Annotated in this window: 29 protein-coding genes and 1 pseudogene; 29 read left to right on the top strand and 1 reads right to left on the bottom strand. The window is 60.3% G+C overall.

Going from position 1 to position 24,393, the window contains the following annotated elements:
* From O3W47_RS24965 to O3W47_RS24900, 14 genes and pseudogenes are all read left to right on the top strand, one after another.
* On the top strand, window positions 1-233 hold a 233-nt coding region (locus O3W47_RS24965), incomplete at its 5' end, for a hypothetical protein (RefSeq protein ID WP_269314822.1).
* Window positions 234-235: 2 nt separating this feature from the next.
* The gene (locus O3W47_RS24960; protein WP_269314821.1) at window positions 236-706 is read left to right on the top strand and encodes a hypothetical protein; all 471 of its coding nucleotides are present in this window, start codon (window positions 236-238) and stop codon (window positions 704-706) included.
* A gap of 157 nt (window positions 707-863) precedes the next feature.
* A complete protein-coding gene (locus O3W47_RS24955; protein WP_269313760.1) occupies window positions 864-1,091 on the top strand; it encodes an HNH endonuclease in 228 nt (75 codons plus the stop codon).
* 144 nt (window positions 1,092-1,235) lie between these two features.
* The gene (locus tag O3W47_RS24950) at window positions 1,236-1,427 is read left to right on the top strand and encodes a hypothetical protein (RefSeq protein WP_269314820.1); all 192 of its coding nucleotides are present in this window, start codon (window positions 1,236-1,238) and stop codon (window positions 1,425-1,427) included.
* A 20-nt stretch (window positions 1,428-1,447) separates the two neighbouring features.
* Window positions 1,448-2,105, top strand: a pseudogene (locus O3W47_RS25410) (hypothetical protein).
* A complete protein-coding gene (locus O3W47_RS24940) occupies window positions 2,102-2,230 on the top strand; it encodes a hypothetical protein (protein WP_269314819.1) in 129 nt (42 codons plus the stop codon). The pseudogene O3W47_RS25410 and the gene O3W47_RS24940 overlap by 4 nt, the downstream one beginning before the upstream one ends.
* Before the next feature lie 51 nt (window positions 2,231-2,281).
* A complete protein-coding gene (locus tag O3W47_RS24935) occupies window positions 2,282-3,151 on the top strand; it encodes a DUF7146 domain-containing protein (protein ID WP_269314818.1) in 870 nt (289 codons plus the stop codon).
* Between the two features lie 57 nt (window positions 3,152-3,208).
* The gene (locus O3W47_RS24930) at window positions 3,209-3,898 is read left to right on the top strand and encodes a hypothetical protein (protein ID WP_269313757.1); all 690 of its coding nucleotides are present in this window, start codon (window positions 3,209-3,211) and stop codon (window positions 3,896-3,898) included.
* 5 nt (window positions 3,899-3,903) lie between these two features.
* Entirely contained in the window at window positions 3,904-4,161 is a 258-nt protein-coding gene (locus tag O3W47_RS24925; protein WP_269314824.1) for a DUF2312 domain-containing protein, read from the top strand.
* Window positions 4,162-4,178: 17 nt separating this feature from the next.
* Window positions 4,179-5,756 (top strand): hypothetical protein, encoded by a 1,578-nt coding sequence (locus O3W47_RS24920; protein WP_269314817.1) that lies wholly within the window; start codon window positions 4,179-4,181, stop codon window positions 5,754-5,756.
* A 55-nt stretch (window positions 5,757-5,811) separates the two neighbouring features.
* Complete coding sequence (locus tag O3W47_RS24915; protein WP_269313755.1) at window positions 5,812-6,240, top strand: DUF2829 domain-containing protein; 429 nt, start codon at window positions 5,812-5,814, stop codon at window positions 6,238-6,240.
* 60 nt (window positions 6,241-6,300) lie between these two features.
* Window positions 6,301-7,443 carry a hypothetical protein gene (locus tag O3W47_RS24910; protein WP_269314816.1) on the top strand — a complete coding sequence of 381 codons (1,143 nt, stop codon included), beginning with the start codon at window positions 6,301-6,303 and terminating at the stop codon, window positions 7,441-7,443.
* Complete coding sequence (locus O3W47_RS24905) at window positions 7,440-8,219, top strand: hypothetical protein (RefSeq protein WP_269314815.1); 780 nt, start codon at window positions 7,440-7,442, stop codon at window positions 8,217-8,219. The genes O3W47_RS24910 and O3W47_RS24905 overlap by 4 nt, the downstream gene beginning before the upstream one ends.
* Window positions 8,216-8,476 (top strand): hypothetical protein, encoded by a 261-nt coding sequence (locus O3W47_RS24900; protein ID WP_269313753.1) that lies wholly within the window; start codon window positions 8,216-8,218, stop codon window positions 8,474-8,476. Before O3W47_RS24905 ends, O3W47_RS24900 begins: the two co-directional genes overlap by 4 nt.
* 58 nt (window positions 8,477-8,534) lie before the next feature.
* Here O3W47_RS24900 and O3W47_RS24895 read toward each other — a convergent pair whose 3' ends face one another.
* Window positions 8,535-8,816: a hypothetical protein gene (locus O3W47_RS24895; RefSeq protein ID WP_269314814.1), complete on the bottom strand. Its 282-nt coding sequence runs from the start codon at window positions 8,814-8,816 to the stop codon at window positions 8,535-8,537.
* A gap of 686 nt (window positions 8,817-9,502) precedes the next feature.
* Here O3W47_RS24895 and O3W47_RS24890 point away from each other — a divergent pair.
* The 15 genes from O3W47_RS24890 (at window position 9,503) to O3W47_RS24820 (ending at window position 24,392) form a co-directional block, all read left to right on the top strand.
* Window positions 9,503-10,198 (top strand): hypothetical protein, encoded by a 696-nt coding sequence (locus O3W47_RS24890; RefSeq protein ID WP_269313751.1) that lies wholly within the window; start codon window positions 9,503-9,505, stop codon window positions 10,196-10,198.
* Between the two features lie 358 nt (window positions 10,199-10,556).
* Window positions 10,557-12,170 carry a hypothetical protein gene (locus O3W47_RS24885; RefSeq protein WP_269313750.1) on the top strand — a complete coding sequence of 538 codons (1,614 nt, stop codon included), beginning with the start codon at window positions 10,557-10,559 and terminating at the stop codon, window positions 12,168-12,170.
* 375 nt (window positions 12,171-12,545) lie between these two features.
* Window positions 12,546-12,767, top strand: coding sequence for a hypothetical protein (locus O3W47_RS24880; protein ID WP_269313749.1), 222 nt, complete (start codon window positions 12,546-12,548; stop codon window positions 12,765-12,767).
* Window positions 12,767-14,062: a portal protein gene (locus tag O3W47_RS24875; RefSeq protein ID WP_269314813.1), complete on the top strand. Its 1,296-nt coding sequence runs from the start codon at window positions 12,767-12,769 to the stop codon at window positions 14,060-14,062. The genes O3W47_RS24880 and O3W47_RS24875 overlap by 1 nt, the downstream gene beginning before the upstream one ends.
* Window positions 14,050-14,385, top strand: coding sequence for a hypothetical protein (locus O3W47_RS24870; RefSeq protein ID WP_269314812.1), 336 nt, complete (start codon window positions 14,050-14,052; stop codon window positions 14,383-14,385). The genes O3W47_RS24875 and O3W47_RS24870 overlap by 13 nt, the downstream gene beginning before the upstream one ends.
* A gap of 38 nt (window positions 14,386-14,423) precedes the next feature.
* Complete coding sequence (locus O3W47_RS24865) at window positions 14,424-14,768, top strand: hypothetical protein (RefSeq protein ID WP_269313748.1); 345 nt, start codon at window positions 14,424-14,426, stop codon at window positions 14,766-14,768.
* Entirely contained in the window at window positions 14,765-15,718 is a 954-nt protein-coding gene (locus O3W47_RS24860; RefSeq protein WP_269313747.1) for a hypothetical protein, read from the top strand. The genes O3W47_RS24865 and O3W47_RS24860 overlap by 4 nt, the downstream gene beginning before the upstream one ends.
* A gap of 154 nt (window positions 15,719-15,872) precedes the next feature.
* A complete protein-coding gene (locus O3W47_RS24855; protein WP_269313746.1) occupies window positions 15,873-16,808 on the top strand; it encodes a phage capsid protein in 936 nt (311 codons plus the stop codon).
* 65 nt (window positions 16,809-16,873) lie between these two features.
* A complete protein-coding gene (locus O3W47_RS24850; RefSeq protein WP_269313745.1) occupies window positions 16,874-17,152 on the top strand; it encodes a hypothetical protein in 279 nt (92 codons plus the stop codon).
* Between the two features lie 72 nt (window positions 17,153-17,224).
* On the top strand, window positions 17,225-17,878 hold the full coding sequence (locus O3W47_RS24845; protein WP_269313744.1) for a hypothetical protein: 654 nt from the start codon (window positions 17,225-17,227) through the stop codon (window positions 17,876-17,878).
* The gene (locus O3W47_RS24840) at window positions 17,878-19,956 is read left to right on the top strand and encodes a hypothetical protein (RefSeq protein WP_269314811.1); all 2,079 of its coding nucleotides are present in this window, start codon (window positions 17,878-17,880) and stop codon (window positions 19,954-19,956) included. Before O3W47_RS24845 ends, O3W47_RS24840 begins: the two co-directional genes overlap by 1 nt.
* Window positions 19,956-20,516: a hypothetical protein gene (locus tag O3W47_RS24835; protein WP_269313741.1), complete on the top strand. Its 561-nt coding sequence runs from the start codon at window positions 19,956-19,958 to the stop codon at window positions 20,514-20,516. Before O3W47_RS24840 ends, O3W47_RS24835 begins: the two co-directional genes overlap by 1 nt.
* Before the next feature lies 1 nt (window position 20,517).
* Window positions 20,518-23,229, top strand: a complete 2,712-nt coding sequence (locus O3W47_RS25405; RefSeq protein ID WP_442864619.1) for a transglycosylase SLT domain-containing protein — start codon at window positions 20,518-20,520, stop codon at window positions 23,227-23,229.
* 81 nt (window positions 23,230-23,310) lie between these two features.
* Window positions 23,311-23,742, top strand: coding sequence for a hypothetical protein (locus tag O3W47_RS24825; protein WP_269314810.1), 432 nt, complete (start codon window positions 23,311-23,313; stop codon window positions 23,740-23,742).
* Window positions 23,742-24,392, top strand: coding sequence for a hypothetical protein (locus O3W47_RS24820; protein WP_269314809.1), 651 nt, complete (start codon window positions 23,742-23,744; stop codon window positions 24,390-24,392). The genes O3W47_RS24825 and O3W47_RS24820 overlap by 1 nt, the downstream gene beginning before the upstream one ends.
* Window position 24,393 lies beyond the last annotated feature (1 nt).

Raw genomic sequence — 24,393 nt, 5'->3', positions numbered from 1 at the left:
AGGCGAAGCGGCGCGAATGGCCGGGGGCGCAATTCTGCTTCTACATGCGCCGTGACGGCTTCGTTTCCATCTACATCGCGCCTTCGAAGGGCGGCGAATTGACCTTGTCCGGTCTCGCGGAACACCGCGAGGCCCAGAAAAACCGCGACCAGCAAGCCGCCCGAACTGGTGGCGCTCGTCTGAAATGTCCACGCCGGTTTGTATTGCGTCCGGCCTTTGCTTGCAGGGGCTGATAATGAATTCTGTCGCCGAAATAGATCTGGCGATCAAATCCGCAGGGCTCGCCGAGTGCGAGGTGTTGCGCGCCGCCGGCGTCGCATCGCGGTATCTATACGCTATCCGGACCGGGATCCGGCCGCTCACGCCGCGCACCGTCAACCGCGTGCGCCTGGCGATCGCGCAGCTGAAACGCCAGCGGGATCTCGAGGCGAAGGGCAGGGATCTGGAACTGCGGTTTCCGGAGCGTTCCTCTGCCATCCGGTCTTATCGCCTAGCTGTGGCGCTGGTGGCGCACAAGGCCAATGTGCAGCCGGGTTTCATCCTCGCCGCCGATCCTTCCAGGCGCGCGACGGCCGACGAACAATGGATGCGGGCAACCAGGCTGCGCCGGCTCGCGATCTACATCACCGTAACGTACCTCGATATCCCGCAGGCGGACATGGCCCGCGCCCTTGGCGTGAGCAAGGCCACCGTTTCGCTTTGCTGAAAGAGCTCGGCGACGAACGCGAGCGGCCGGAGATCGAGGCGGCGCTGGCCTATGTCGAGGAGGCGTTTCAGTCATGAACGGGAACGCGCGGAAAGATCGTATCCGGAATTTGCTTTGGGAACGGCAGGGCGGCCTTTGCTGCTACTGCGAAAAGCCCATGGCCGGCCTCGATACGCCCAGCGCGGCGGAGGCGAAACGGCTCAACATTCCGAAAAATCAGGTGCCGAACCGGCGCGTGACGCTGGAGCATCTGCAGCGCCGTGCCGATGGTGGCGGCGGCAACCGCGACAACCTCGCCGTGGCCTGCAAGGGCTGCAATTCCGCGCGCGGCCGCACCGACTGGCTGACTTACAAATCCATCCAGATGGGGGAGATTTCGCCATGAGCTGGGAATTCGCCGGGCATGCGCGTGGTGTGTGTCTCCCCTTACGATACGCCGCAACAGATTGAACTGGCAGTCCGCCACGGCATCACAACTCCGAAAAAGGGTGTTGTATATACACTCCGCTCTGTTCATCCGCCGGAAAATTTGGCTGACGGCAGCGGAACGGCACTCCCATTGCTTTTGCGTGAGATCGTCAATCCGACAGTTCCATACATTGACGGCTCGCTGCGCGAACCGGCATTCGCATCGACCCGCTTCCGGCCGCTGGATGAAAGCCGTCTCGATGTGTTCCGCAATCTGCTGGTGGACCTCCCGAAAGAGGAGGAGCTGGCGTGACGATTGCACCAATCAGACCGATGCGCGTTCTTGTCGCTTGCGAATATTCGGGAACGGTGCGGCGCGCTTTGCGGCGCGCGGGCACGATGCGTGGTCCTGTGATCTCCTGCCCGCAGATGATCGAAGCAACCGGCATATCATCGGCGATGCTCGCGATTATCTCAATGACGATTGGGATTTGCTCATCGTCGCTCATCCGCCATGCACCCGTCTTTGTAATGCCGGTATCACCTGGCTAACCACTCCGCCAAAGGGCAAGACGATCGAGCAAATGTGGGGCGAGCTCGACGAAGCTGCGACATTGTTTTCGGACTTTTGGAACGCACCTATCGCCCGAATTGCCATTGAAAACCCCGTCATGCACCGCCACGCCAAGAGGCGAATTGTCGGTTACCTGCCGCCCGCCCAGATCATAGCGCCCTGGCAGTTCGGCGAACCGCTTCAGAAGAAAGTTTGCCTTTGGCTGAAAGGGCTTCCGGCTCTTTCTCCAACCAAGGTAGTTCAGCTTCCCGAGCCTGAATATTGCATTCGCCGCTCCGGATCCCGGGCGGGTCAGCCATACCGATATTATTTCCATCAGGGAAAGAGCGGTCATGAGCGTTCGCGCTTTTTCCTGGGATTGCGGATGCGATGGCAGATCAATGGGGCGGCGACATTCTCAATGAGGTCGCAGCATGAACCGTTCCGATACCTCCGAAATCAAACAGGCGCTGAAAGACCGCATCGAAAGCCTATGCCAGCGCCTGCTGCCCACCGGCAAGAGGGAAGGGCGGCTTTGGGTTTCTCAATCCCATCACCAATGATTTCCACCAGACGCCGGAGCTCAAGATCGCGCTCGATCGAGATCCCGGCGCTTGAAGGATTGGCGCACCGGCGAAAAGGGCGATGTTCTCGGCTTGGTGCAGTATCTGACTGGCGGAGATTTCCGCGCGGCCATGGACTGGTCGCGTGATTTTCTCGGGCTGCGCTCGATGACGGCCGAGCAGCGCCAGGACATGAAGCGCCGGGCCGATGACGAGCGCCGCAAGGCAGAGGCCCGGGCGGAAGCCGACCGGCTCAAGCGCATGGGTAAGGCCGAGCAGGTCTGGAACAGCGGTTACCAGGATGGCGCGCGATCGACGGCCGAAGCCCATGCCCGGGCATACTTCGCCGCACGCGGCTGCCCGATCGACGACATTCCGAACCGCGACATGCAGACATTCCGTTTCTCGGCCGCCCAGGAATATTGGAAGCGGGCACAGTTCCGCCATGAAAACGGCCGGCGCATCAAGGTGCAGGACGGCCCGAAGTTTCCGGCCGTGCTTTCGGCCATGCGGATGCCTACCGGCCAGATCTCGGCCGTGCACATGACATTCCTTTCGCCGCTCGGGCCGCAAAAGCTGCCGGTGACCGGCGATGAAACCGCAAAAATTATGTTCGGCGAGGCGCGCGGCGCGATGATCCGCATCAGTCACGGGCCGGAAGGCGAGCCGCCGGAAACTGCCACGCGGCCTTTTCCGCTGATCCTCTGCGAAGGCGTCGAAGACGGGCTTTCTCTTGCGCTTGCCATTCCCGAAGCCCGCGTGTGGGCGGCCGGGTCGCTCGGCGCCATGGCGTCAGCCCCAGTGTGGTTGCCATGCGTCAGCTCCATCATCGTTGCCCGCGACAATGACTGGGAAAAAGAAAACCGCCGTCAAGCAATTCGAACGGGTGATGGAGGAGCTTTCGCGCGGACAAGCCGCTGACCGAGATGACCAGCCACCTGGGCAAAGATTTCAACGACCTGATGAAAGGGGAAGATGATGACGAATGAAAAATTCGGCAATGGTGCCGGGCAGTTGTTGGCCGTGAAGGCGGAGAACGGCGTTCTGTCCATATCGATCGGCGTCGCGCTGATGGCCTGGGCCGTCCAGAACGCGCCGGAATGGCCGCAAGAGTTTCACATTACAGATCTTCGGGATTTTTCCCGCGAAATGGTGTGGCAGCTGCAGCGCGAAAGCGAGGATGGCACGACGCCTGTTCATCGCATGCTCGATCATGCCGCTAACGAAGTTCTTGAGCAGGGCGGTGATGGCGTCGACGAAGGCGACGTTGAGACAGGGCTAGCTTTGGCAAAACCGTATCTTGATGCGCCGGTCGGCGACACAGATCCCGCTCCCGCAGCGGCCGCAGAACATAGCTGGTTCTCGAAAGCCGCCCTCGATGTGACGGCGGAACGTCGCCGGCAGATCGAGGCGGAAGGCTGGGGCAACGTGCATGATGACGGTCACACGAATTTCGAGTTGAGCAAAGCGGCCGTTGCCTACGCCCAGCGTGCTGCGATGACCCATGATGTTCGCATACTTGAGGAGGAGCGCAATCACGTCCCGAGCATGTGGCCGTGGTCCCGCACCTGGTGGAAGCCGAAAGACCGGCGTGCAGATCTCGTTCGCGCGGCCGCGCTCCTCATCGCCGAAATCGAGCGCCTCGATCGTGCGGAGGCAAGTTCGTGAGCGAGATCGGTCACAACATTGAAGCTTCTGAGACCGTTGCGGCCGCCGAGCTGCGCCAGTTCGTCGAGCGCTTCGAGCGCCTCGAGGAGGAGGGCAAGGCCATCAATGCCGACAAGGCTGATGTTCTCAACGAGGCCCACGGGCGCGGCTACAACAAAAAAGCAATCAAAACCATCGTCCGTCTTCGCGCCAAGGATCCCAATCAGCGGATTGAGGAGGAGACGATTTTGCAGACCTACATGGCCGCGCTGGGCATGGAGTAACCACAAGGAGAAAGAGCATGTCGAAACGTAAAGGGCAGACCAATGGAAGCAGGACACGAAACAAAACTTCGTCGGCAGCAAGCGGAAATGCGCCTGAGATCGATGCTGCAGGCGCAGCTCTATCAGCTGACAGCGCGGTCTTGGACACCGCGCCGCTCGTGGATGGAACTAATGGCGTCGACGGCGCTGCAGAAGGCAAGGGGCTGAGCGATGGCGGGCGGCAAGAGCTATCGGGGCTGGAAGCCGGCGAAGGCGCAACACCAGGCGCTGACGCCAAAACAGCCGATACCAGCGGCGAAATCGTTTCGGGCGATATCGGCGATGGATCCGGTTCCGGACCAATCGAAAATGACGGCGACGCAAGCGCTGATGGTGCAGCGGATGGCGGGCAGGACGTCCCCGTTTCCGGAGAAGCCAACGACCAGGCCGGAAGTGTTGGAGGGGGAAATCCTGCCTCCGGAAACGATGGAAGAGAAGATGATGAAGGCGGCGAAGGAGCACAGTCGCGTCTGCAGCGACGCAATGGACGCCTTTACCTACGCCATGATGAGAAGAGCGGCTCGTTAAGCTCGGGCAACGTCGCCGGTATCTCGGATGATCTGAAAGCCGCGCTCAATCGTTTTGGGTTCACCAGCGTCGAAGCGGTTGCCTCAGCTTATTGCCATGCCCGCGTCGGCGAAAGTTTCCTGAAGGCCATTGAGGTAATCCGGGAACACGACGGACCTTTCAAGGACTGGGCACCGGCGAATGATCCGGTCGAGATCATTCACGATCTTTATGCCGCCCTCGAGCATGCGCGGGAAAAGGCGGCCGCTGCGCCGGCGCTGGATCCGGAGGGCAGCCCGGCCAGCAGCGAAGCGCCTCCGGAAGCTGATAGCTGCCCGGTTTGCGATGTTCTCTTCAAGCCGGATGATATGTGCGCGATCGATATTGAAATGGGAACCTGCCACGCCGAGTGCCTGGACGGAACTCCTGTCGTCGATCTCGATACCGGAGAGCCTTCTAGCGGGCCGGTTCTCACGTTCCGATACGACGACGAAAAAAGTGAACTGGCCAGCGCGTCACCTCTCCATAGTGATGCGTTGACGGACGCCATCCATGATGCGGCTATTTTCGCTGGGGCCTATACGCCGGAGAATTTTCCGGCAAGTCAGCTTGACCCGGAATTCTGGCGGAAATGCAATCCCGACGACATCATCATGCATGTTGCAGATGATGCCTTCCGCAGCGTGCACGCCAACATCGAGGTCATCGGCGCGATCCTTACTGGCGGCGCTCCGCTTGAGGGCTCGGCGTTCTCTTATGAGGCAGCAAAAGATCTGCAGGATTTCATCCGCAAGATCGGCCGGCGCGCCACTCCGGAAATCCTCGCGCAGCAGCTCGTCATCACCAAGCATCGCCAGTCGGCCGAGCTGACGCCGGCGGAGCATATCGGCCTGAAAACTTTCATTGCCGTTCTGCTTGATCTCGACGATTACGCCGCGGTTGAAAAGAAGCGCCTCGAGGATCTGGCGGCCGAGAAGCCGACGCCCAGACCCGTGCCGATCGAGGACACCACGATGGAGACCGTCGACGATCCGATGGCCACCCACTGAGCCTGCCTATCAACAGGCCCGGTAATGGTGCCGGGCCACCACAAGGAGAAATGCAGTGACGCAGGATTATTATGGGACGAAACGAGTGCAAGCCTGGCCGCAGGAAAAGGACGGTCAGAGCGGCTACGCTGTGAAATACAGCGACGGTTATATCTCATGGTCGCCGAAGGACGTGTTTGAGAGCGCATACAAGCCGGTGACCTGCATGAACTTCGGCCATGCGGTCGAAGCGCTGAAATCTGGCCATCGTGTCGCGCGCGCCGGCTGGAATGGCAAAAACATGTTCCTCGTCCTAGTGCCGGGGTCCACCGGGCTGACCGTCGACGAGGGCCGGCCGCTGGCCAAGGCAGGCGTGCCTGTCGGTACTGTTTTTGACTACCTCCCTCATATCGACATGTTCACCACAACGGGTTCTTTCGTGCCGTGGCTGGCGTCCCAAACCGATATGCTTGCCGAAGACTGGATGATCGTCAGCGCGGCCTAAACACTACCCGCCGCGCCTGCGACCCGGTGCGGCGGCTTCCTCTCATTCATGCGGGCAGTTATGGCAAGAAAACCGAAAATTCAGGGTGGTATCCAAGGCATTCGCGCGCAGTTCCTGGACGCGCAGCAGGTGCTGGACGAGAAGAAAGAGCTTTTCGATCCGGACGCCAACCTACTGCGCAACGGCATCAAGGCCGGCCAGTGGGAAGGTGCGCCGCACCACAACATGCCGCCCGATTGCCCGATTACTGTTCTGGGCAAGAAGGGTGAGACGATCTATGTCATCAACGCGATCGGCGAGCTCGAGGAGATTACCCGCCACGATCTGCCCACGCTGTTGCGGATTTTCTCCCCGTTCGTGAACTATGTGTTCTGGGCATGGCCGGCTTGGTCGAAAGCCAAGGGCGAACCCGGCAGCGAAGGTTATGTTCCGCCGAAGGTCGAGCGCGTGCAACGCGACCAGGCCTGGACAGCGATCATAGGCGAGGCCGGCCGGAAGGGCCTGTTCGATCCCCAGAACAATGTGCGCGGCCGTGGCGGCTGGAAGGCGCAGGACAAATTCATCTGGCATAGCGGCAAGCACCTGTTTTCCGTCGACGTGAAAGCCGACAGGGATCAGCGCGCGATCGACTGGCAGCTGCAGGCGGCCAAGCCCGGCGACTATGACGGCTATTTCTACGCCCAGGACAACGACACCCTGCACCCTTGGCAGACGCATATCGGCGTCAATGACAGCCCGGCGCATATCATCCTGCAGGATCTGCAGAGCTGGAAATGGGAGCGGCCTTATATCGATCCGATTTTCTTCCTGGGCTGGGTCGGCTCGGCGTTTCTCTCCGGCGCACTCGACGTGCGCCCGATCCTGTTCACAATGGGTGGTGCCGCACGGGTAAATCGACCCTGCACGGGATCCTGCGGGCGCTTTTCGGATCCGCGCTTTATTCGACCGCCAACACAACGGCCGCCGGTATCTATCAGAACATCCGGCAGGACAGCCGGCCGGTTGCAGTCGATGAATTCGAACGCAAGGCGCAGGGCCAGAAAGAGCAGGCCATCATCGAGCTTGCCCGCCAGTCCTATTCCGGTGCCAAGGGCTATCGCGGCGGTGCGAACGGCGACGGCACAGAATTCGAATTGCGCTCGAGCTTCATTTTCTCGGCGATCCTGCATCCACACCTTGGCGTCCAGGACCGCACCCGCATGATCATTCTGAACCTCAATGCGCTCGATAAAGACGCCAACGCCAAGCAGCCGCTGATCAAGGAAGAGTGGGGCCGTATGATCCTCCGACAGATCATGGACGGATATCACGATTTCCATTTGCATATCCTGCCGAAGTGGCGGCAGATACTTTCCGATCGCCGCCTTGCACTGGATCCGCGCGCGATCGATACCTACGGCACGGTGTTGGCCTGTGCCGAGCTCCTGGTGGGAGAGCAGGGGCTTGTCGATGCCGGCATGCATCAGGATCCAACGGCCGATGGTGTTCGCCTCGATATCGATATGCTGGTGGAAACGCTCGAGGCCGCAACGTCGGCCGACAGAGCCGAACAGATGCCTAAATGGCAGGAAGTCATTGAAAAGATCATGGGCGCGAAAGTGGACGCCTACAAGGCCGGCGAGCGGCAGACGGTGGGCGGCATCATTGAGGCGCTGGAAAATGACCAGCGTTCCGACATGCTCATCGAGGATGCCCGCGCCCGCCTGGCGCTGATCGGTCTCGGCCTGCGCGAGAAGGGTAAGCCCTGCAGGGGGTATGCGTTGGCGATCCCGCACGCTGACGACAACCTGAACCGTGTTTTCGCAGATAGCGAATTCAATCATGGCGGCTGGACGCTGGCGCTTAAACAGGCTCCTCAAACGATCGTGCCGCGCGAGCTCTCAAAGGCCGACAAGACTGTGAAGATCAACCGCCTGGCCAAAACCGTCACGCTCGTCGATCTGGCCGGCTATGATGCCTGGATGGATAGCTCGGGATGAAGAAGCGCTGCCCTCACGCTGATATCCGTTTCTGCCCGCTGTATCACGCCGCTCACATGGAGGGCGGTTTTGGGTGCGATGACGGCCGGCTGGACGAGGGCGGCTGCGCCGTGTCGCGTGGATGGTCCTACGCCCGCGCCCTTGCCCGCCTCAATGCCGCCATGCCGCGCATCGTGGCCGAGCTGCGATGGAAAGAGGAGGCGGCAGAGGGCCGCCTGCAGCGCGACAGAAACATGCGATTGCTGGGGCTGCATTAGCGCTCGGCACATCCCTGCCATGTGGCCCGCTGGAGCGATCCGGCGGGCCTTTCTATTTCTACCAGCGTGATATCGGCCGTTGCGGCCGCTCGGCCTTCCTGTCGCCTGGGAGAACGAATGTCACGCTGATGCGCCGGTTGCCGCATCGAGGACAGCGCAGCCTGCCGGCGATGCTTGCCAGCGGGAAATCCCGGCCGCGTGTCGCAACCAGCGTCATCATGTCCAGATCATAGCGCCATTCGCATTTCAGCGCCGCGTGGCCGAGATCCACACGACCGTCCACACAGCGTGCGAACAGCTGCCAATCCGCGTTGAATGCTTCTCCGATCGTCTCAACCATGGGCGACTGAATTACCAGAACAGAATGAGAACATCAATTCACATTCGTTAACCCACACCCTGTCCTTATTGCGTCATTTTCCCGCGCCCTTTGCCCCTCGCATTTAACTCTTTCACCCCCGCCCCGTGACTTTAAAAGCGGTGTCCGCGCCGCCGCATTGAACTGCGATTGGAGAGAGGCGACACGAGAAAAGGAATGCCGTGGCCAATCGCTACGAGAGGTTGGAGCAAGTGAGGCGCGGACGGTGCCAGCGCCTGCCGTTGCAGCCTGTTCACGGCCTATGCCTCCGCTTCGCTCCAGCCTTGTGGCCGCTCACCACGATATGCCGGGGAAAATCCCGGCGCTGGCACTTAACACGGGGGAATGCGTCATAGCGTGAACGTTGCGGGGCTTGTCTGCCCTGCCGGGTGCGGGTGGTTACCAGCAGTTACCATTAGGTTGGCGGCAGAGTAACCGCGATAAATCAACAAAATCAGAGGCTTGTAATGTCGGTTGGCGAGTTACCCATATATTGCACCCTTTTACGCGCGCGCGTGTATACGCGTAGATGGTGATTTGATGGTAACCGGGTAACCGGTAGGTATATGTTCCTGTTTTTCTTGCGGAAATGCGGTTGGAAAATCGGTTACCACCGGTTGGCGAAAGCCGCATCCGGTAACCGGAATAAACAAATAGGGAAATAGCTGGTGAGCGACGAAACCGAGCAAAATCAGGGGCTTCAAGTGGCACACACGCCGCCGGAAATTTCGCCGGAGCGCGCCGCGAAAGTCGGATCGATGGCGGCGATGACGGAAACTGTCATGGCCGGCCTCGCCCAGTCCATCGCGGGCGAGCGCGAGGAACCCGCGCAGCAATCCCTCTTGCTTGCCGATCCTGACGGCGAGAACTGCCTATTCGCCGGTCCGGTCAAACACGTCGCGTCAATCATGGATGCCGCCAAGCGGGCGAGGGGGAGGCCGAAAGGCTCCCAGAACCGCCGTTCCACCGATCTGGCGAACTACCTGCTATCCATGGGCTATCGCGATCCGGCCTTGAACCTCGCTGACCTGGCCAACTCCAATCCGGTGGCGCTTGCCGCCGAGCTGGCCTGTCTCCCGACCTTCGAAGGTGCTACGCCAGAACAGGCGATGGAAGCGGCGGTGCGGACTGGCGTGCTCGACCGCGACCAGGTGTTCAAGATGATGAGCAAGGCATACGACATGATCGAGGATGCCAACGCCGAGCTCATGCCGTTCTTCCATGCCAAGCGACCGCAGGAAGTCCATGTCAAGGAAACCAAACTCGGCGTCATGTTCATCGGCGAAATGCCGACCGAACGGCCAGCCGAAGGCGCGGCGCTGGACCTGACGCGGGTAGACGCACCGAGCGAAAAAGATCAATGAAATCAATGTCCGTTCGTGCGACTTCGAGGGCTTGCGACATATCTATAGATAACCATCTGAAATCATTGATGCCGCAACTGATCGTAAATCAGTAGGCAGGTTTGGTTTCCGGCCTCGCGTGCGCGGAAAACCGGCTGGCCTCCCGCCCGTGGTGGGGGTGGCTCATGCGGACGCGGGCATACGCCCGCGACTTCGGTTTGAAAATTGAAAGTGAAGTACCCCCTATGGGTGTGTCGCCTCACACACACTGCCCTTTTGGCCATTGCCCGACTGAACGGCGTCGCGGCGAAATTAATCTTTCCGGAACGAGAGCGGGCGCGGGCGCGCGGGCTATGGGTTTCGAAAGGGTTTCTGGGTCATGGGAAATATCGATGTTGCGCGGTATGTGCCGCCGGGTCCGGTGGGCGCGGCTTTCATTCACTCGCGGGGGCCGATCGATATCATCATGGGGCCGGCCGGCTCCGGAAAGACCGTCGCCAGTTGCATCAAAGGGCCGCTGCTCGCGGCCTCGTACATGCCCGTGTGCAGGGACGGGCGCGTGCGCGTGAAGCTGATCTGCGTTCGTGACACGTATCGCGATTTCGCCCGAACGGCGTTGGCGAGTTGGCACGAAATGTTTCCGGTCGGTCACCCTTGGCAGCGGCCGGACAAGGGGTATGAGGGCGGGCAGGATCGCCCGGTCCGCCACCATCTGGTCTGGGAAGCTTGGCGCGGTCCGGATAAGGTGATCGTTGAATTCACGCTCGAGACGGGCGCGATCGCTGACAGCAACGTGATGCAGTTCGTCAAAGGCTATGAGGTCTCGATGGCCTGGGGGAACGAAGTCGACATGATGAGCCCGGAAGTCCCGGGCGCTCTGTTCATGCGTACCGGCCGATATCCGCCAGTGAAAGACATCGCGCCTTCCGAGCTCGATCGAGTTTCGCGCGACGGCCGCGAGGCGATGAGGCGGATGGGGATGACGGTCGACGACACCGAAATCACCCTGCCGCGCATGTTTTGGGGCGATATGAACCCGCCCGACGTCGATCATCCGCTGCTCAAAGAGGTCGGGTGGGAGGATCCCGACAAGAAGAACCCGGCCTATAATTTTTTCCGTCAGCCTGGTGGTCTCGACGATGGGGCGGAAAACCGTGTCGGCCGCCCGCGCTCGGCTTACGAAATGGATCTGCGCGCCATGTCGGAGAACCTGTCTCGGCGCATGGTGCATGGGCTCCCCGGTTACGCCCAGGACGGAAAGCCGGTCTATCCTGAGTACAACGAAAAAATCCACAAGGCGGATCAGCCGCTTGCGCCGACGCCAGGTCGTGGCATCACGATCGGCATCGATGGCGGCGGCTCTCCATCGGCGACCATCGGCCAGCCGCAGGCGAACGGGCAGGAACGCTTGCTGGCCGAGCTCGTCACGGAACCCGGCACGGGGCCGACGCGGTTTTCGTTGATGCTGCTGGAATTGCTGATGAGCCAGTTTTCGGGCCTGCCGATCATCGGCATTTATGGCGACCCGGCGATTTTCTACGGCGGCGACAAGGAGACCGACGAAATGAATTTCGCCATGACGGTCCAGAAAACGCTGCGCTTTCCCATTTTGCCCGCCCCATCTAACGAGCCCGGGGTACGACAGGATGCGGTGCGAATGGGTCTCACCACCATGATTGATGGCCGGGTGCCGGGTTACCTCGTCGATCCGCGCTGCAAGATGATCCTGGGCGGCTTCGCTGCTCACTACAAGCTCACGAAACAGGCGACGATCGGCGGAACCGATAAGCTTGCCGTGGTCAAAAACGCTTACTCGCATCCGCATGATGCTGAACAATACCGGCGGCTCGGGTACATCGGCCTGGCCAACGTTGTCGCGCACGGCGCGAATTCGGTGCTGCCGTCCGGCGTCGTCAGCTTGCATGAGCAGCGGCTTTTGCGAAATCAGCCTAAGCCGCAGCGCCCGGGAGATTTCAGCGTATGGGACGTGTAACCGTCGCCAGTCCGGCAGCCTGGCTTGATTGCCTCGCGTGCGCGGGCGGGCGCGCGCTCGCGCGTAAGGCAGCGATCTGGCAGCGTTCGAACGGCGAAAGTGTCTCGCTTCATGCCGGTGATGAGTTGTTGGCCATTGCTTATCTCGTCCCGGATTGTGAGGGGCGATGGGAATTCTGTCTGGCGCTTCGCCCGCCCGCCCGCGCGTATATGCGCGAACTCGTCCGTATCGCGCATTTGACGCTGACGGCTCTGGCCCAAAATCGAACCGTCATAACCCATGTGACGGAAAGCAACCCCAGCGGTGTGCGCATGGCGCGCCTCGTCGGCTTCCAGCACCTGGGCGGAACCCTTTGGATTTTGAACGGGGAGTTGCATGGGCCAGATCGTCAAGGGACTTTTCGGCGGGTCGGACAAGAGCGCAAAGCAGGAGGCGGAAAAGAGCCGTCAGCTGCAGCAGGTGGCGAACGATCGGCAGCTTGCGGAAGCGAACCGGAACAATCAGGCAGTGGCGGCCACGCGGCGCGCGCCCCGTGGCCGCCGTCTGTTTGAGGACAGTGGCGCTGACGCCGGCGGATCCAGCGCGGTGCTTGCCTGATGGATGGCGATTTCAACGTTGATGTCCAGGCTCTGAAAACCCGCGTTGATAACACCTGGGGCGCTCGCTCTCACTGGACGCCGATCTACCAGGAGGCCTATGATTTCGCCGTGCCGATGCGTCGGCCCAGCGGCGGCGCGAATGGCAAGGCGCGCGGGCCGGATCGGTTATTCGATATGACCGCGCCAATGTCGGCGATGTATTTCGCGGGCAATCTGCAGCGCGATCTCTTCCCGGCCGGCCAGTCCACATTCGAGCTCGAGGCTGGCCCTCTCGCCGCGATGGCGCTGCAGGACAGCGAAAAAAAGCAGTTCAACCGGGAACTGTCGCGGGTCTCGACCCTCATTCACCCATTTTTCTTGGCGGGTGACTGGGATACTGCCATTCACGAAATGTGCATCGATCTGGCCGTGGGCACTGGCGCGCTGTTGCCGGTCAAAGGTACGCCCAGCAACCCGATCATGTTTGCCTGCATTCCCTTCGACCAGCTGGCGATATCGACCGATGCTTTCGGCCGGGTCAACCTGGTGTCGTGGCGGCAGACGCTTCGGCGCGACCAGATCGTTGACGCCTGGTCGAAGGGCCGGTTTCCTGACAACTTCAAGGAGCTGGCGAGAACCCGCCCGTCTGAGGAGATTTTGGTTTACCAGGACTGGTGGGCGGATCGTCAGCCGGGTGGTGGCTGGCACTTCGGCGCGCGCATCGATAACGCACTGGGTCTCGTGACGCATGAGCGTTACCGGACCCAGCCGATTGCCATTCCCCGCTATTACCGCGTGCCCGGCGAGGCTTACGGCCGTGGCGTAATCCTGACTGCGTTGCCGACGATCAAGACGCTGAACAAGGCGCAAGAGCTTGCTCTGAAAAGCGCCGCGATCAACATGCTGGGTATCTGGGGTTACCGCGCCGGCGGCACATTCAACCCGAACACCGTGCAGATGGCCCCGGGTCAGTTCTGGGCGATGCAATCGACGGGCGGCGTTCTCGGTCCGGACGTGCAGCGCCTCGATCCGGCGTCGGGAAGCATGAACGTTGCCCAGATGCTCATCGGCGATCTGCAGGGCCAGATCAAGCAGGCCATGTTCGATACGCGCCTGCCGGAATATGAGGGCACGCCGCGTTCCGCCTCCGAAATGACGGCCCGTCTGCAGCAGCGTGCAAACATTCACATCGGCGCATTCGGCCGCCTGGTCCGCGAGATCATGCCGGTTGTTGTGCCGCGAGCTGCAGAGATCCTGATGGAATTCGGCATGCTGCCCGGGATCCAGCAGGTGGATGACCTTTGGTTTCGGTGAACGTCCGCTCGCCGATGCAGGCTGCGCTCAATGCGGACCGCATCGCCTCGATCGCCAATTACCACGATATGGTGATGGCCTTTGCCGGTCCCGAGCAGCGCGAGCTCTATCTGAACCAGGACAAGGTCATGGAGCGGATCGCCGACGGCTTGCAGATCGACAAGGATCTGATCCCTGACGACGCGGAAAAGGAAAAGGTGCTCCTCAAGATCGAGGATGCACGTCGCCAGCAGATGCAGGCGATGATGGCGGCCGAAATGGCAAAGCAGGCTCCGGGCGCGATCAAGGATCTCGCTGTGGCGGATATGCGGAGGGCTGCTTGATGTCAGGTCCATTTCTTCCGGAGCGCGCCGCTCAGCCTATGGATCTGCTCGAGCGGCTTACGGATGACGGCGACGGCTGGGAAGGGCTCGAGGCCCTGTTTAGGCCGCAGCTGCAGGATGCGCCACTGCAGCCGCGGGAAGGTGTCGCCAAATTTATGTATGGGCTTTACCACACGCCTGAAGGCCGGGCCATGTTCGAATGGATGATGGATATCACCCTTCGCATGCCATTGCGCTCGACCGGCCAGACCTTCGAGCAAACAGCACTCAACACGGCAACACGGCAGGGCATTAATGGCGTCGGCGAGGCGATCCTCGCGGCCATTGGTCATGGCGAAAAACTCTTATCGAAATCTCAAAACCAGAATGGAGCTGGATCATGAAAGGCAGATTTTTAGGCGGCATCAATTTTTTTGACCTGATGCTGTTCAACTCGGACGCGGGCGGCAGTGGCGGCGGTGGCGGTGATGCTGCAGCAGCTGCGCCGCCGGCAGGTTCTTCCGCGTCGGCTCCTCCTCCCGCCGACGCGGGCGCGCAGCCGCCTCCATCGGCTGTCGCTCCTCCGGCGGGCGCACCGTCTCCGCCCGCCGGAGATATCTACAAGCCGGAAGGCATCGCGGATCATCTTGTTGGCAAGAGCAACACCGAGACGATCGACAACATGAAAAAGGCGCTCGACGGTTATCGAGACCGCGACGCGGCAAACAAGGTTGGGGCGACGGCTGAGGCTTATGCGGAGTTTTCCGGCGACATTCCGGAAGCGATTAAGCCGCATCTGGAAACGCTGAAAGGCGATCCTTTGACGGCGCGCATGCAGCAGTACGCTTTCGATAACAAGGTTCCTTTGCCTGTTTACCAGGGCATGGTTCAGCAGTTCCTCTCCGTCTCGTCTGAAATGGGCCTGATGGAGCCGGTTGTCGACGAGAAGGCCGAGCGGGCCGCCCTCGTTCCGGATGTTGCCAAGCACTTGCCGGAGGCCGAGCAGCGCCAGGCCGTCGAAAAGCGCATGAACGAAAATTACGCGTTCCTCGATAGCGTTGCCGCCAAGGGCGCCGAAAACGGCGGCCTTGCGAAAGATGACGTCGAATTTGCCAAGGCGATGCTCGGGGACAGCGCGAAAGGGCATCGCGTGTTTGAGTGGATGCGTGGCGTTGTCGGCGGTGGCCAGGGTGGCGGCCCTGCCATGCAGTTTGGTGGCTCCGGTGGTCTTGATCCAAAGGCTGAATTGGCCAAGCGCGGGGCTCTGCCGCAGAACACTGTCGGTCACAAGGATTTCGACCGCGCGTCCTATGACCAGCTGCAGGCCGACTATAAACGCGTTTATCCCGGCTGACGCACTTAACGGCTCCCGCCCGCTGGCATGATTTGCCTGCTACCGGACGGGAGCGACCTGGGGAACATGCTGGCTATCCTTCACCGGACCCAGTAGCGCCCGGCTAATCGGCCCTCACGGTGATTTCGTCCATCACACCAATTGAGGGTCACACATGCCTGTTGAAGCCTGGTTCAAAGAAAAAATCCGCGACGACGTCGCAACCCGTTTGAAGTCCAAGGGTGGATTTCTCGACGGCACCATGAAAACCGGCGAAAACGTCGCCGGTACGGTCAAGTTCCCGATCGCGGGCGGCCGCATCAAAATGTACAAGCTTTCCGGCGCAATCGAGGAAGTCCGTCCGCAGGGGCTCGACATCGACGTCGTTTCCCTGCAGGCCTCCGACTATACGGCGGAAGCGACCATTCGCAACCAGGACACGCTGCGCCAGGCTCCGTCTTACCAGGCGGAAGTTTCCGACGCGATGGCCAAATCGGTGCGAATGAAACGCGACAACCTGAAATTCGATGCGCTCGACGCGTTCTGCAACGTCGGCAATGCCAACATTCCGGGCGGCGGCCCGACCGTTCCGAAGACGATCGGCGACGGCAGTGCGCGCATCGATCTTCCCTTCGTCAATCGTGCTGCCGCCCAGGTTCGTGGCGTCGGCTCGGATGAGGAGATTTACTACCCCATCCCGTTTATGTGGTTCGAGCAGCTTTGCTGGTACAAGGAATTCTCCTCCAAGGACTACCAGGGCGATAAGGATCTTCCCTTCGCTCAGTCGGGTATCGTCGACAAAAAGACCTGGAAGGGCATCCATATCATGGCGCTGCCTGATGAGCATTTCAACTACGGCACGGCCAAATGGGTGGAAGGTCAGGACGAATGGGCTGCCGGCTACCTCGATACGTTCATGTGGACGAAATCCGCCGTTGGCTGTGAAACCTTCTGGTCGAAAGAGCAGATGGACATCAACGAATGGATCGGCAAGGCCGGCAAGCCGCTTCTCTGCGACACGGCTCTTTCCGGCGCGGCCATCGGCCTCCTCCCGGAAGGTGTCAAGCGTCTGCGTTACCTCGCAATCAACGATACGGTTCGCCCGACCTGATGTGACATGCCGCCCGTTTCGCGCGGGCGGCTCGCCCTCCTGTCTCAACTGAAAAGGATACGACTATGGCTCATCGCCCCCGCGATCTGCGCCGCCGGACCACGATCAGCATTCCCGGCCAGCGTCAGATCATGTTTTTCGACTATGCCACCGTCCACACGCTGGCTGAGGTGCAGGCCGCCGGTTTCTTCAATGACAGCCGTGACAATCTGACGGTCGGCAGCATCATCGATTGCGTAGCGGATATCAACGGTACGACGGCGCGCGTGGTGCTTCGAACCACGGCCGTGCCGCCGACCGGCAACGTCACCGTCGCCGTAGATGGTGGTCTGGCCGCGTCTTAATTCGCGTCGCACTCAACGATGGACCGTGGCCGGTATTCTCTGGCCACGGTTTTCTTTTTTCGGGCGGTGGTCATGACAATTGACAGGGCGACGATCATCAACGAGGCGCTGACGGATATCGGTGCTGGCCCCATGTTTTCGATCGACGACGGTTCGGAGCTCTCCGAGCAGATCGAGGCAACCTGGAGACGCGTTGTCGACCAGGTCTTCGGCATGCATGATTGGACCTTCGCCCGTAAGACCTTCAAAAACACGCGCCTAGCCGACAGGCCGGACAATGGCTGGTCGCATGCTTTCGCTCTGCCGGGCAACCGCATCGGAAATCCTCTCAAGATCATGGATCGAGCCGGACAATCGCCGTCACCACTGCGGTGTTTTGCCATCGAGGAAGGGATGCTGTTCGCGAATGTGACGGACACCTGGTCTCTTTGCAAAGTCCTGGTCGATCCTGATTACTGGGATCCTTCCTTCCGTGCTGCCTTCGTCATCGCACTTTCCGGATATCTGGCCATTCCGGTCTGGGCCGATCAGGATCTGCGAGAGGCAAAGCTTGTTGAGGCTTTCGGCACTCCTTCGCGTGAGGGCACTGGCGGATTGTTCGGCCGGTTGATGGCCCAGGACAAGGCGAGTGCACCGATCGGCGAGCCGCTTCTTGCGAATGACCCTCTGACCGCTGTGCATAACACCGGTGGACGCGCCTATCTTCCCTGGCATGGAGAATTCTGATGGCGCGCGTTGCGGGACAGCTCAAGAGCTCAGCGAATGCCGGCCAGTTGGCGCAGAGCCTATTCGGCAAGGTTAACCTGAAACAGTACTATTCCGGTGCGAAGCGGATGCTTGGCGTAGAGCCAGTGCCGCAAAGCGGTTTTACGCTGTTGCCCGGATCTCGCCTGGTCGGCTCGGCTCCGGCGGCTCCAGTCGTTCAAACCACTCTCACCGTGAGCTCGGCGCTTTCCTATACGCTTTATTTCATGGCGGGGCAGGTCGAGATATGGCGGCAAGATCTGGTTAAAGTTGCGACTGTCGCCGTTCCGCAAATCACATCCGAAATGCTGCCGGATCTCGAATTCTATGGCGAAGCGAACACGGTTGGTATCTTTCATCCGTCGCTTTTTTCGGGTTTGAGAATTTTGCGGAATTCCTCGAATGACGCGCTATGGACTGTGGGTGCCTGGCCGTTTGAATTTGTTCCTGACGTTGATCTTGGCGGTGATTACGCAAAGACGGACGATGTATGGGACATTTACTTTCGTTGGGGTGAAGGCGTGCCGGAGCTCGCCGTGTCCATGACCGTCGAAGGAAATACAACGGAAGCGGCAAACCTTGGCGGCGCTCCGGATCTCGGCGGCTGGGATGCGTTCTGCCTCAACATCCAGAGCAAGATTGCTGCTCTGCCCGGCTTCTCGTCGGGTGTGACGGTTTCCAATGCCGGCGGCGGCGGTCGGTTCTGGCGGCTGGTTGTGCGTTTCGGCGGCCCTCTGCAGGGGCAGGAATATGATTTCGATGCCCGGATAGTCAACACATCGGAAGCATCGGCACTCGTCACCCACGCGTCGATCGGCAAGACGGCAGGTGAACCCTTGATTTCCGTCACCAGGGGCGGATTTGCAGCGATGACGAATTTTCAGGATCGATCAGTCTACATCGCGCCTCGATCGAAGCCAGCCGCCATCGCCATGTCACGCATCGGTGAGTATTTCGATCTCAACATTGAAAGCCAGTCTGATAACGCTGCCCGGCTGGAGGCGCTTCGAACTGAAGTTTCCGAAACCGTCCTGTATGCGATCGATGCCACGTACCTTGTGGTTTTTACGAACCGGGCGGAATATTTCGCGTCTAACCGGACGATAGAGCGGGGAAAGCCCCTCAATTGGGTGAAGGCGTCAGAGATCGGCACAAAGAAGGGTTGCAAGCCTGTTCTGCTGGGTGGAATGATTTATTTCGTCTCGCGTGACGGGGGCATTCTTTATTCTGCCGACTATGACGCCGTCTCTGAGGCTTTCAAGCCCGATCCCGTGAACGATCTCAACAACGATATCGTCTCCAACGTGCGGAAACTGGTGGTGCAGCGTAAACGGGGCGGAATGTCCGCTGACCGCCTCTGGATCCTACGTGAAGATGGGCGGCTTATTTCCGGCGGCGTGAACGTCAGTCAGGACATCAGGCTTGCGGCCAGTGAGTGGCCGGTTGCCGAAGGTGGTTTAGTTCATGACATTTCCGTTGATGGTCTCGACCGTGTCTGGCTGACAGTAGAGCGCAACGGGGCGTACACCCGGGAAATCCTTGTTGAAGATGAAGAAAGTGTTCTGCAGTTGACTGTGTCTGCGGTCACTGACCTGACGGGGCAGATCTCCGGCCTTTCCAGCTTCAATGGTCGCGCCGTTTGGGTTGAAATCGAAAACGATTTCCACGGGCCTTTTGTCGTGTCTGCGGGCTCGGTGCAAACCGAGATTGCAGGAAAGGCTGCGCTCGTCGGTATATGGTCCGCGCCGTTGCATGAATGCATGCCTTTCGTGCGTGTTCTCCCGAATGACGATGTTGTGCGACGGCCCGGCAAGGTGGTGTCTGTTCGGCTTTATCTCGAGGACACCGCTAGCATAGCTATCGGCGCAAATGGTCGAACGGCGCGCAATGTGCCGCTGCAGCTGATGAGCGATGACCTGGTTGCCGCAAAGAAGAATTTCACGGGTCATATCGCGGTTTCCGGCCTCATCGGCGTCTGCATGGATCCGACACTGACAATTACGCAGGTTCGCCCCGGGCGGCTGCGTGTGCGGGATTATATCGCGGGGGTGAAACTGTAATGGAGCTGGCGGCGAGTTTTGTGACGTCTATCTTTGGGGGTGGCGGTGCTGCAGCGGCAGGGGCCGCCACCGGCGCAGTGACAACAGGGGTGGCGGCTCCTGCTGCGACAGGTTTTTCGCTGTCATCGCTGTTGCAGGGAACGGCGACTGTTCTTGGGATGGTCCAGTCCATCAATGCCGGCAATGCCGACGCGGAAGCATTGAATGCGGCCGCCGATGATGCTGCGCGCGAGGTGCCGCTTGAAACCCTGCAGGGTATCACGAGGCGCACGGCTCTCAAGAAAGAGGCGATGGACAGCATAGCGCAGCAGGACGTTGCCTATGCTGCGTCCGGCGTTGATCTTTCCTTCGGAACGCCGATGCAGGCTCGAAAAGACGCGTTCCGGCAACTGGATCTCGGTATCACGTCTGATGTCGGAACGGAGCAGACGCGGATTGGTCGCCTGCAGGAGCGTGAGGCCGAATATCGAAAGAGGGCGTCGCGTGCGAAGCGATCGGCCATGTTCGATGCGGCAATGATCGGTTTCAAGGGTGCAACTTCCATCGCAGACGGGTACTAATATGACAAACAGAAGGCTGGATCCTGTATCTTACAAGCCATTCCGCGCGCAGCCCCTTTTGAGTGAGGGGCTGCTTTCGGTTTCGCGCGAGGGCGGAGATCTCGAACGCAAGGTGGCTGCGGGCCTTGCCCGTATGGCGGATGACTTCGGTGCTCAGGCATTACAAGAGGCCGAAAAAAGAGAAGCGTCTCTGTCTCGGAAAGAAGCCTTAGAGAATGCACCTGGCCTCATTAAGATCTCGGGTGGTGGGTATAAGGAGAGTGAGACGTCAAATGGCGTTCGCGTGAAGGTGCCGCCTGCAGAACTGCGAACGATGATCGCGGATGCTGCCGTTCGGAACGGTGTCGATCCCCACGCCTTGACGGAAGTCGCGGGTATCGAAAGCTCTTTTAACCCATATGCCCGGAATAAAAACTCGTCGGCGGGTGGCCTTTTTCAGTTCGTCGACGGCACGGCAAAGCAATATGGCCTTCGTGACCGCTTCGATCCGGCCCAGGCATCTGATGCAGCTGCGCGCCTCATGCGAGACAATCGCGATCATCTGCGGAAAACTCTCGGCCGTGAGCCTAACGCTGGCGAATTGTACCTTGCTCATCAGCAGGGTGCTGGCGGGGCTTCCAAGTTGCTGGCAAATCCCAACGCCTTAGCCGTCGACGTTGTTGGTCACGATGCGGTGCGCCTGAACGGCGGTACATCCGATATGACCGCAGGGCAGTTTGCCTCGCGTTGGACCTCGAAAGTCGCGCCTAGTGGCGGAACCTATGACAAACTGCCGTCTTCTTCCTCCGTAGGGCCGGTGTCAGTTACTCCTGTTCGCGAGCCTGTGGTGATTGAGCGCGGAAAGCCGGGAACATGGCGCCCCTCCCGACGAAATACAGCTGCCGGTCGCGCCTATGATGTGGCTGGCACGCGCACCTATCTCGAGATGGCCGACGCTGCCATGGTTCAAAATCAGCAGGCGGTTTATGAGGCCTACAAAGATGATCCCGCCATGCTCGAAAAGGCGCTGCAGGAAAATCTGACCGCAGATCTGCGCGACAATGTTTTTGAGGAAATCGCGCCGGAGTATACTGCCGCATACAACAAACGCTCGATGGCGTTGTTGAGCAAGGCGCGGGCCGATCAGAAAGAGCGGGCAGATGCCGCAAACCGTGTCGATTTTCTCGGTCGCGTTGACGAACTCGAGAACCGCAAAAGCCAGCAGCTCGCCGGCCTGAAAATGGATGACGACGCGGCTGGTGTGGCGCTTGCCGATACGCAGTCGACGATCGACGCCCACTATGACAGCGCCGTGGCTCGCGGTGTCCTGACCGCTGGAGAGGCGGAGAAGGCGAAGCGCAAGAGCCGTTCCGATCTGACGGTGGGTTATTACACCAGGCAGGCGGCGACGATGAACGCCGATCAGATCAAAACGATGCGCGCGGACATGCAGCGCGACTATGCCGCCGGGAACCTCGATGGCGTGACGGCCGATGACTGGGATGCGATCGACAAGGGTTTGACGGGGGCGGAAAGCGCTCGCCGGACGCAGGATGCCAAATCGAATGCAGATCTCGAAAAGCGCGGCGAAGACATGGCGAAGCGCATCGCCCGTGGCCTACCGGTCGGTGCTGATGAGCTTGCGAGGTTCCAGCTCGATGCCGGAACCGCCCCTCGCGGTAAGGAAATCGTTTCGTCGACGCTGACGCGGATGAAGGTTTCGGACGCCATTCGAACCCAGCCGATTGGGGAGGTGGAAAAATCCGTCAAGACGATCCTGGGGGAGAATGCGACGTCTGACGATGTTGATTTTGCCCGCAAGGCTATTGCAGATCATCGAAAGGATCTGCAGGTGGATCCGCTTGGTGTTGCCGAGCGCTTCGGTGTTCTGCCGGTTTCGGAAGGCTTGCCACTGGATGGTGACGTGGATCCTGCCATGGTTGCTGGCGCTTTTTCGGAGCGGATCAATGCTGCCAATGCCGCCGGACAGCATTTTGGCGTTTCGCCGCGCTATTTCCGCCCGGGCGAGGCCGAGCAGATTGAGGCGGCTGTAAAGGCGGATCCGGCAAAGGGGCTGGCGATTGCTGCCGGTCTCGTGGACGCGGCCGGCCGTGATGCCAATCGGGTACTGCGTGAACTGGGCGAGACTGCACCGGCGGTTGCTCTTTCCGGCGGCCTGGTCGCTGCTGGCGGTAACAGGCAGGCGGCGCTCGATCTCATTTCCGGTTATGGGAAAAGCCCGGAAGGCAAGGCCTATACCGATATCCCGAACACGAAGCGTATTCCGGTTGCCCAGACGATCGCCGGCGATGCCCTGCAGTTTTCGCCTGCGGAGGTGAACCGACTTGACGAGGCGGCCGCCGCGATCGCGCGCAAGCGCCTTTATGATGCCGGCATCGATCCGAAGAAAGAAGACGCGCGACCGTTCTACGAAAAGGCCTACCAGGAGGCGGCCGGCGCAACATTCTCGAATGGGGTCCAGTTCGGCGGGTTCACGAAATTCAGCGGCGGGATGTTCTCTCGGTCACGTCAGATCCTCGTGCCACCATCGATCCGTGCTGACAAGTTCGGCGATCTCATCGATGCGCTCGAGGATAACGATGTGGGGCAGGTGGTCGCAAAGAACGGCCGCACCTGGACGGCGCGTGATTTCCAGAAAGCGACGCCGATTGCGGTCACCGGCGGTTATGCTTTTGCGCTCGGGGATTTGTCTAGCTCGTCCCCCAGTTCATAGCCGACAAGGATGGCAATCCCGTCGTGTTGGATCTCGCCGGCATGCAGGGCAGGCTCGGTGCGCGTGTTCCGGGGCTTACCGATGATCCAGCTGCCGAACGTCACGGATCTGCCCGCAAGCCGCTCGGCCGGACCTGAGAGCTGGGGTGAGGCCTGGTCGAAGGCTGCCGGCGCGACCGATGAAACGATGCGGTTGATCGAAAATACCAATGCCGATTATTACGGTCTGGAAAAGGCTTATGATGAGCGCATCAAGCTGATCGCCGACATAACCGGCCAGACGCTGCCAAATCCCATGCGGGAAGCGGCGGCCGTCGATCTGGATCCGGATCGCGCCGATGTGATGGCGATGTCACTGGGGGTGGCGGCACGGCGTTTTCCTCCGTCGATGAGGAAGGTAGGGCCTCGCGTGAGGAAGAGTTCAACGCCAAGGCGCTTTCGCTCTCCGGCAAGTATCGTCAGGAGCTTGAGCAGGTTCTGTCTACGAGTGTCGAGGAAGCGCACAACCAGGTAATGCGAGATGCTGAAAAGGCATCACAGGAGGCGCTGAATTCGCCGGAGCTCGGAGCGGCCGGACGTCTCGGCGCGCAACTCGTCGGTGGCCTGCGAGGCGCTGCCCGCGATCCGACACAATGGGGCATGGCGATGTTCGGAGCGGGTGGCGCGACGTCGTCGACTGTTGCTGGCCGGATCGGCAAGACGATGCTGACGGAAGCGCTCTTGAACGGCGGGCAGGAACTCGTGCTGCAGGGCTTAAGCCAGGAGCGCAAGCGTGCGGCCGGCCTCGAGCACGGTATGGGTGACATGCTGCAGAACGCCGGCGTTGCCGCTGTGTTCGGCGCACTGTTCGGTGGATCGATCCAGGGCGGGGCGGAGCTCGCCCGCGTTTACCGCATGGGCAAAGGTGGCGAGGATATCGCCGCGCGCGTCCTCGATGGCAATCCTCAGCCTGGTGATATCGAGGCAATGGCGAAAGCCATGAATGTCGAGCTCGCGCCCGAAAAGCTCGATCTCATCAATCGGAGCTTCGAAGATCGCGTTCTGGACGATTACATGGTTTCATCGGATGCCTCGCCAGGGCAGATCGAGGTCATGCAGGCCGCAGAGAGATATGCGGCGGATCCGGACAATTTTCCACCCCCGAGATCGTTGAACGCATCTTAGC

It is taken from the genome of Agrobacterium sp. LMR679 (assembly GCF_027157905.1).
Taxonomy (GTDB): domain Bacteria; phylum Pseudomonadota; class Alphaproteobacteria; order Rhizobiales; family Rhizobiaceae; genus Agrobacterium; species Agrobacterium leguminum.
Note: the sequence above shows the minus strand (reverse complement) of the source record. Positions and strands in the feature narration are given on the sequence as shown.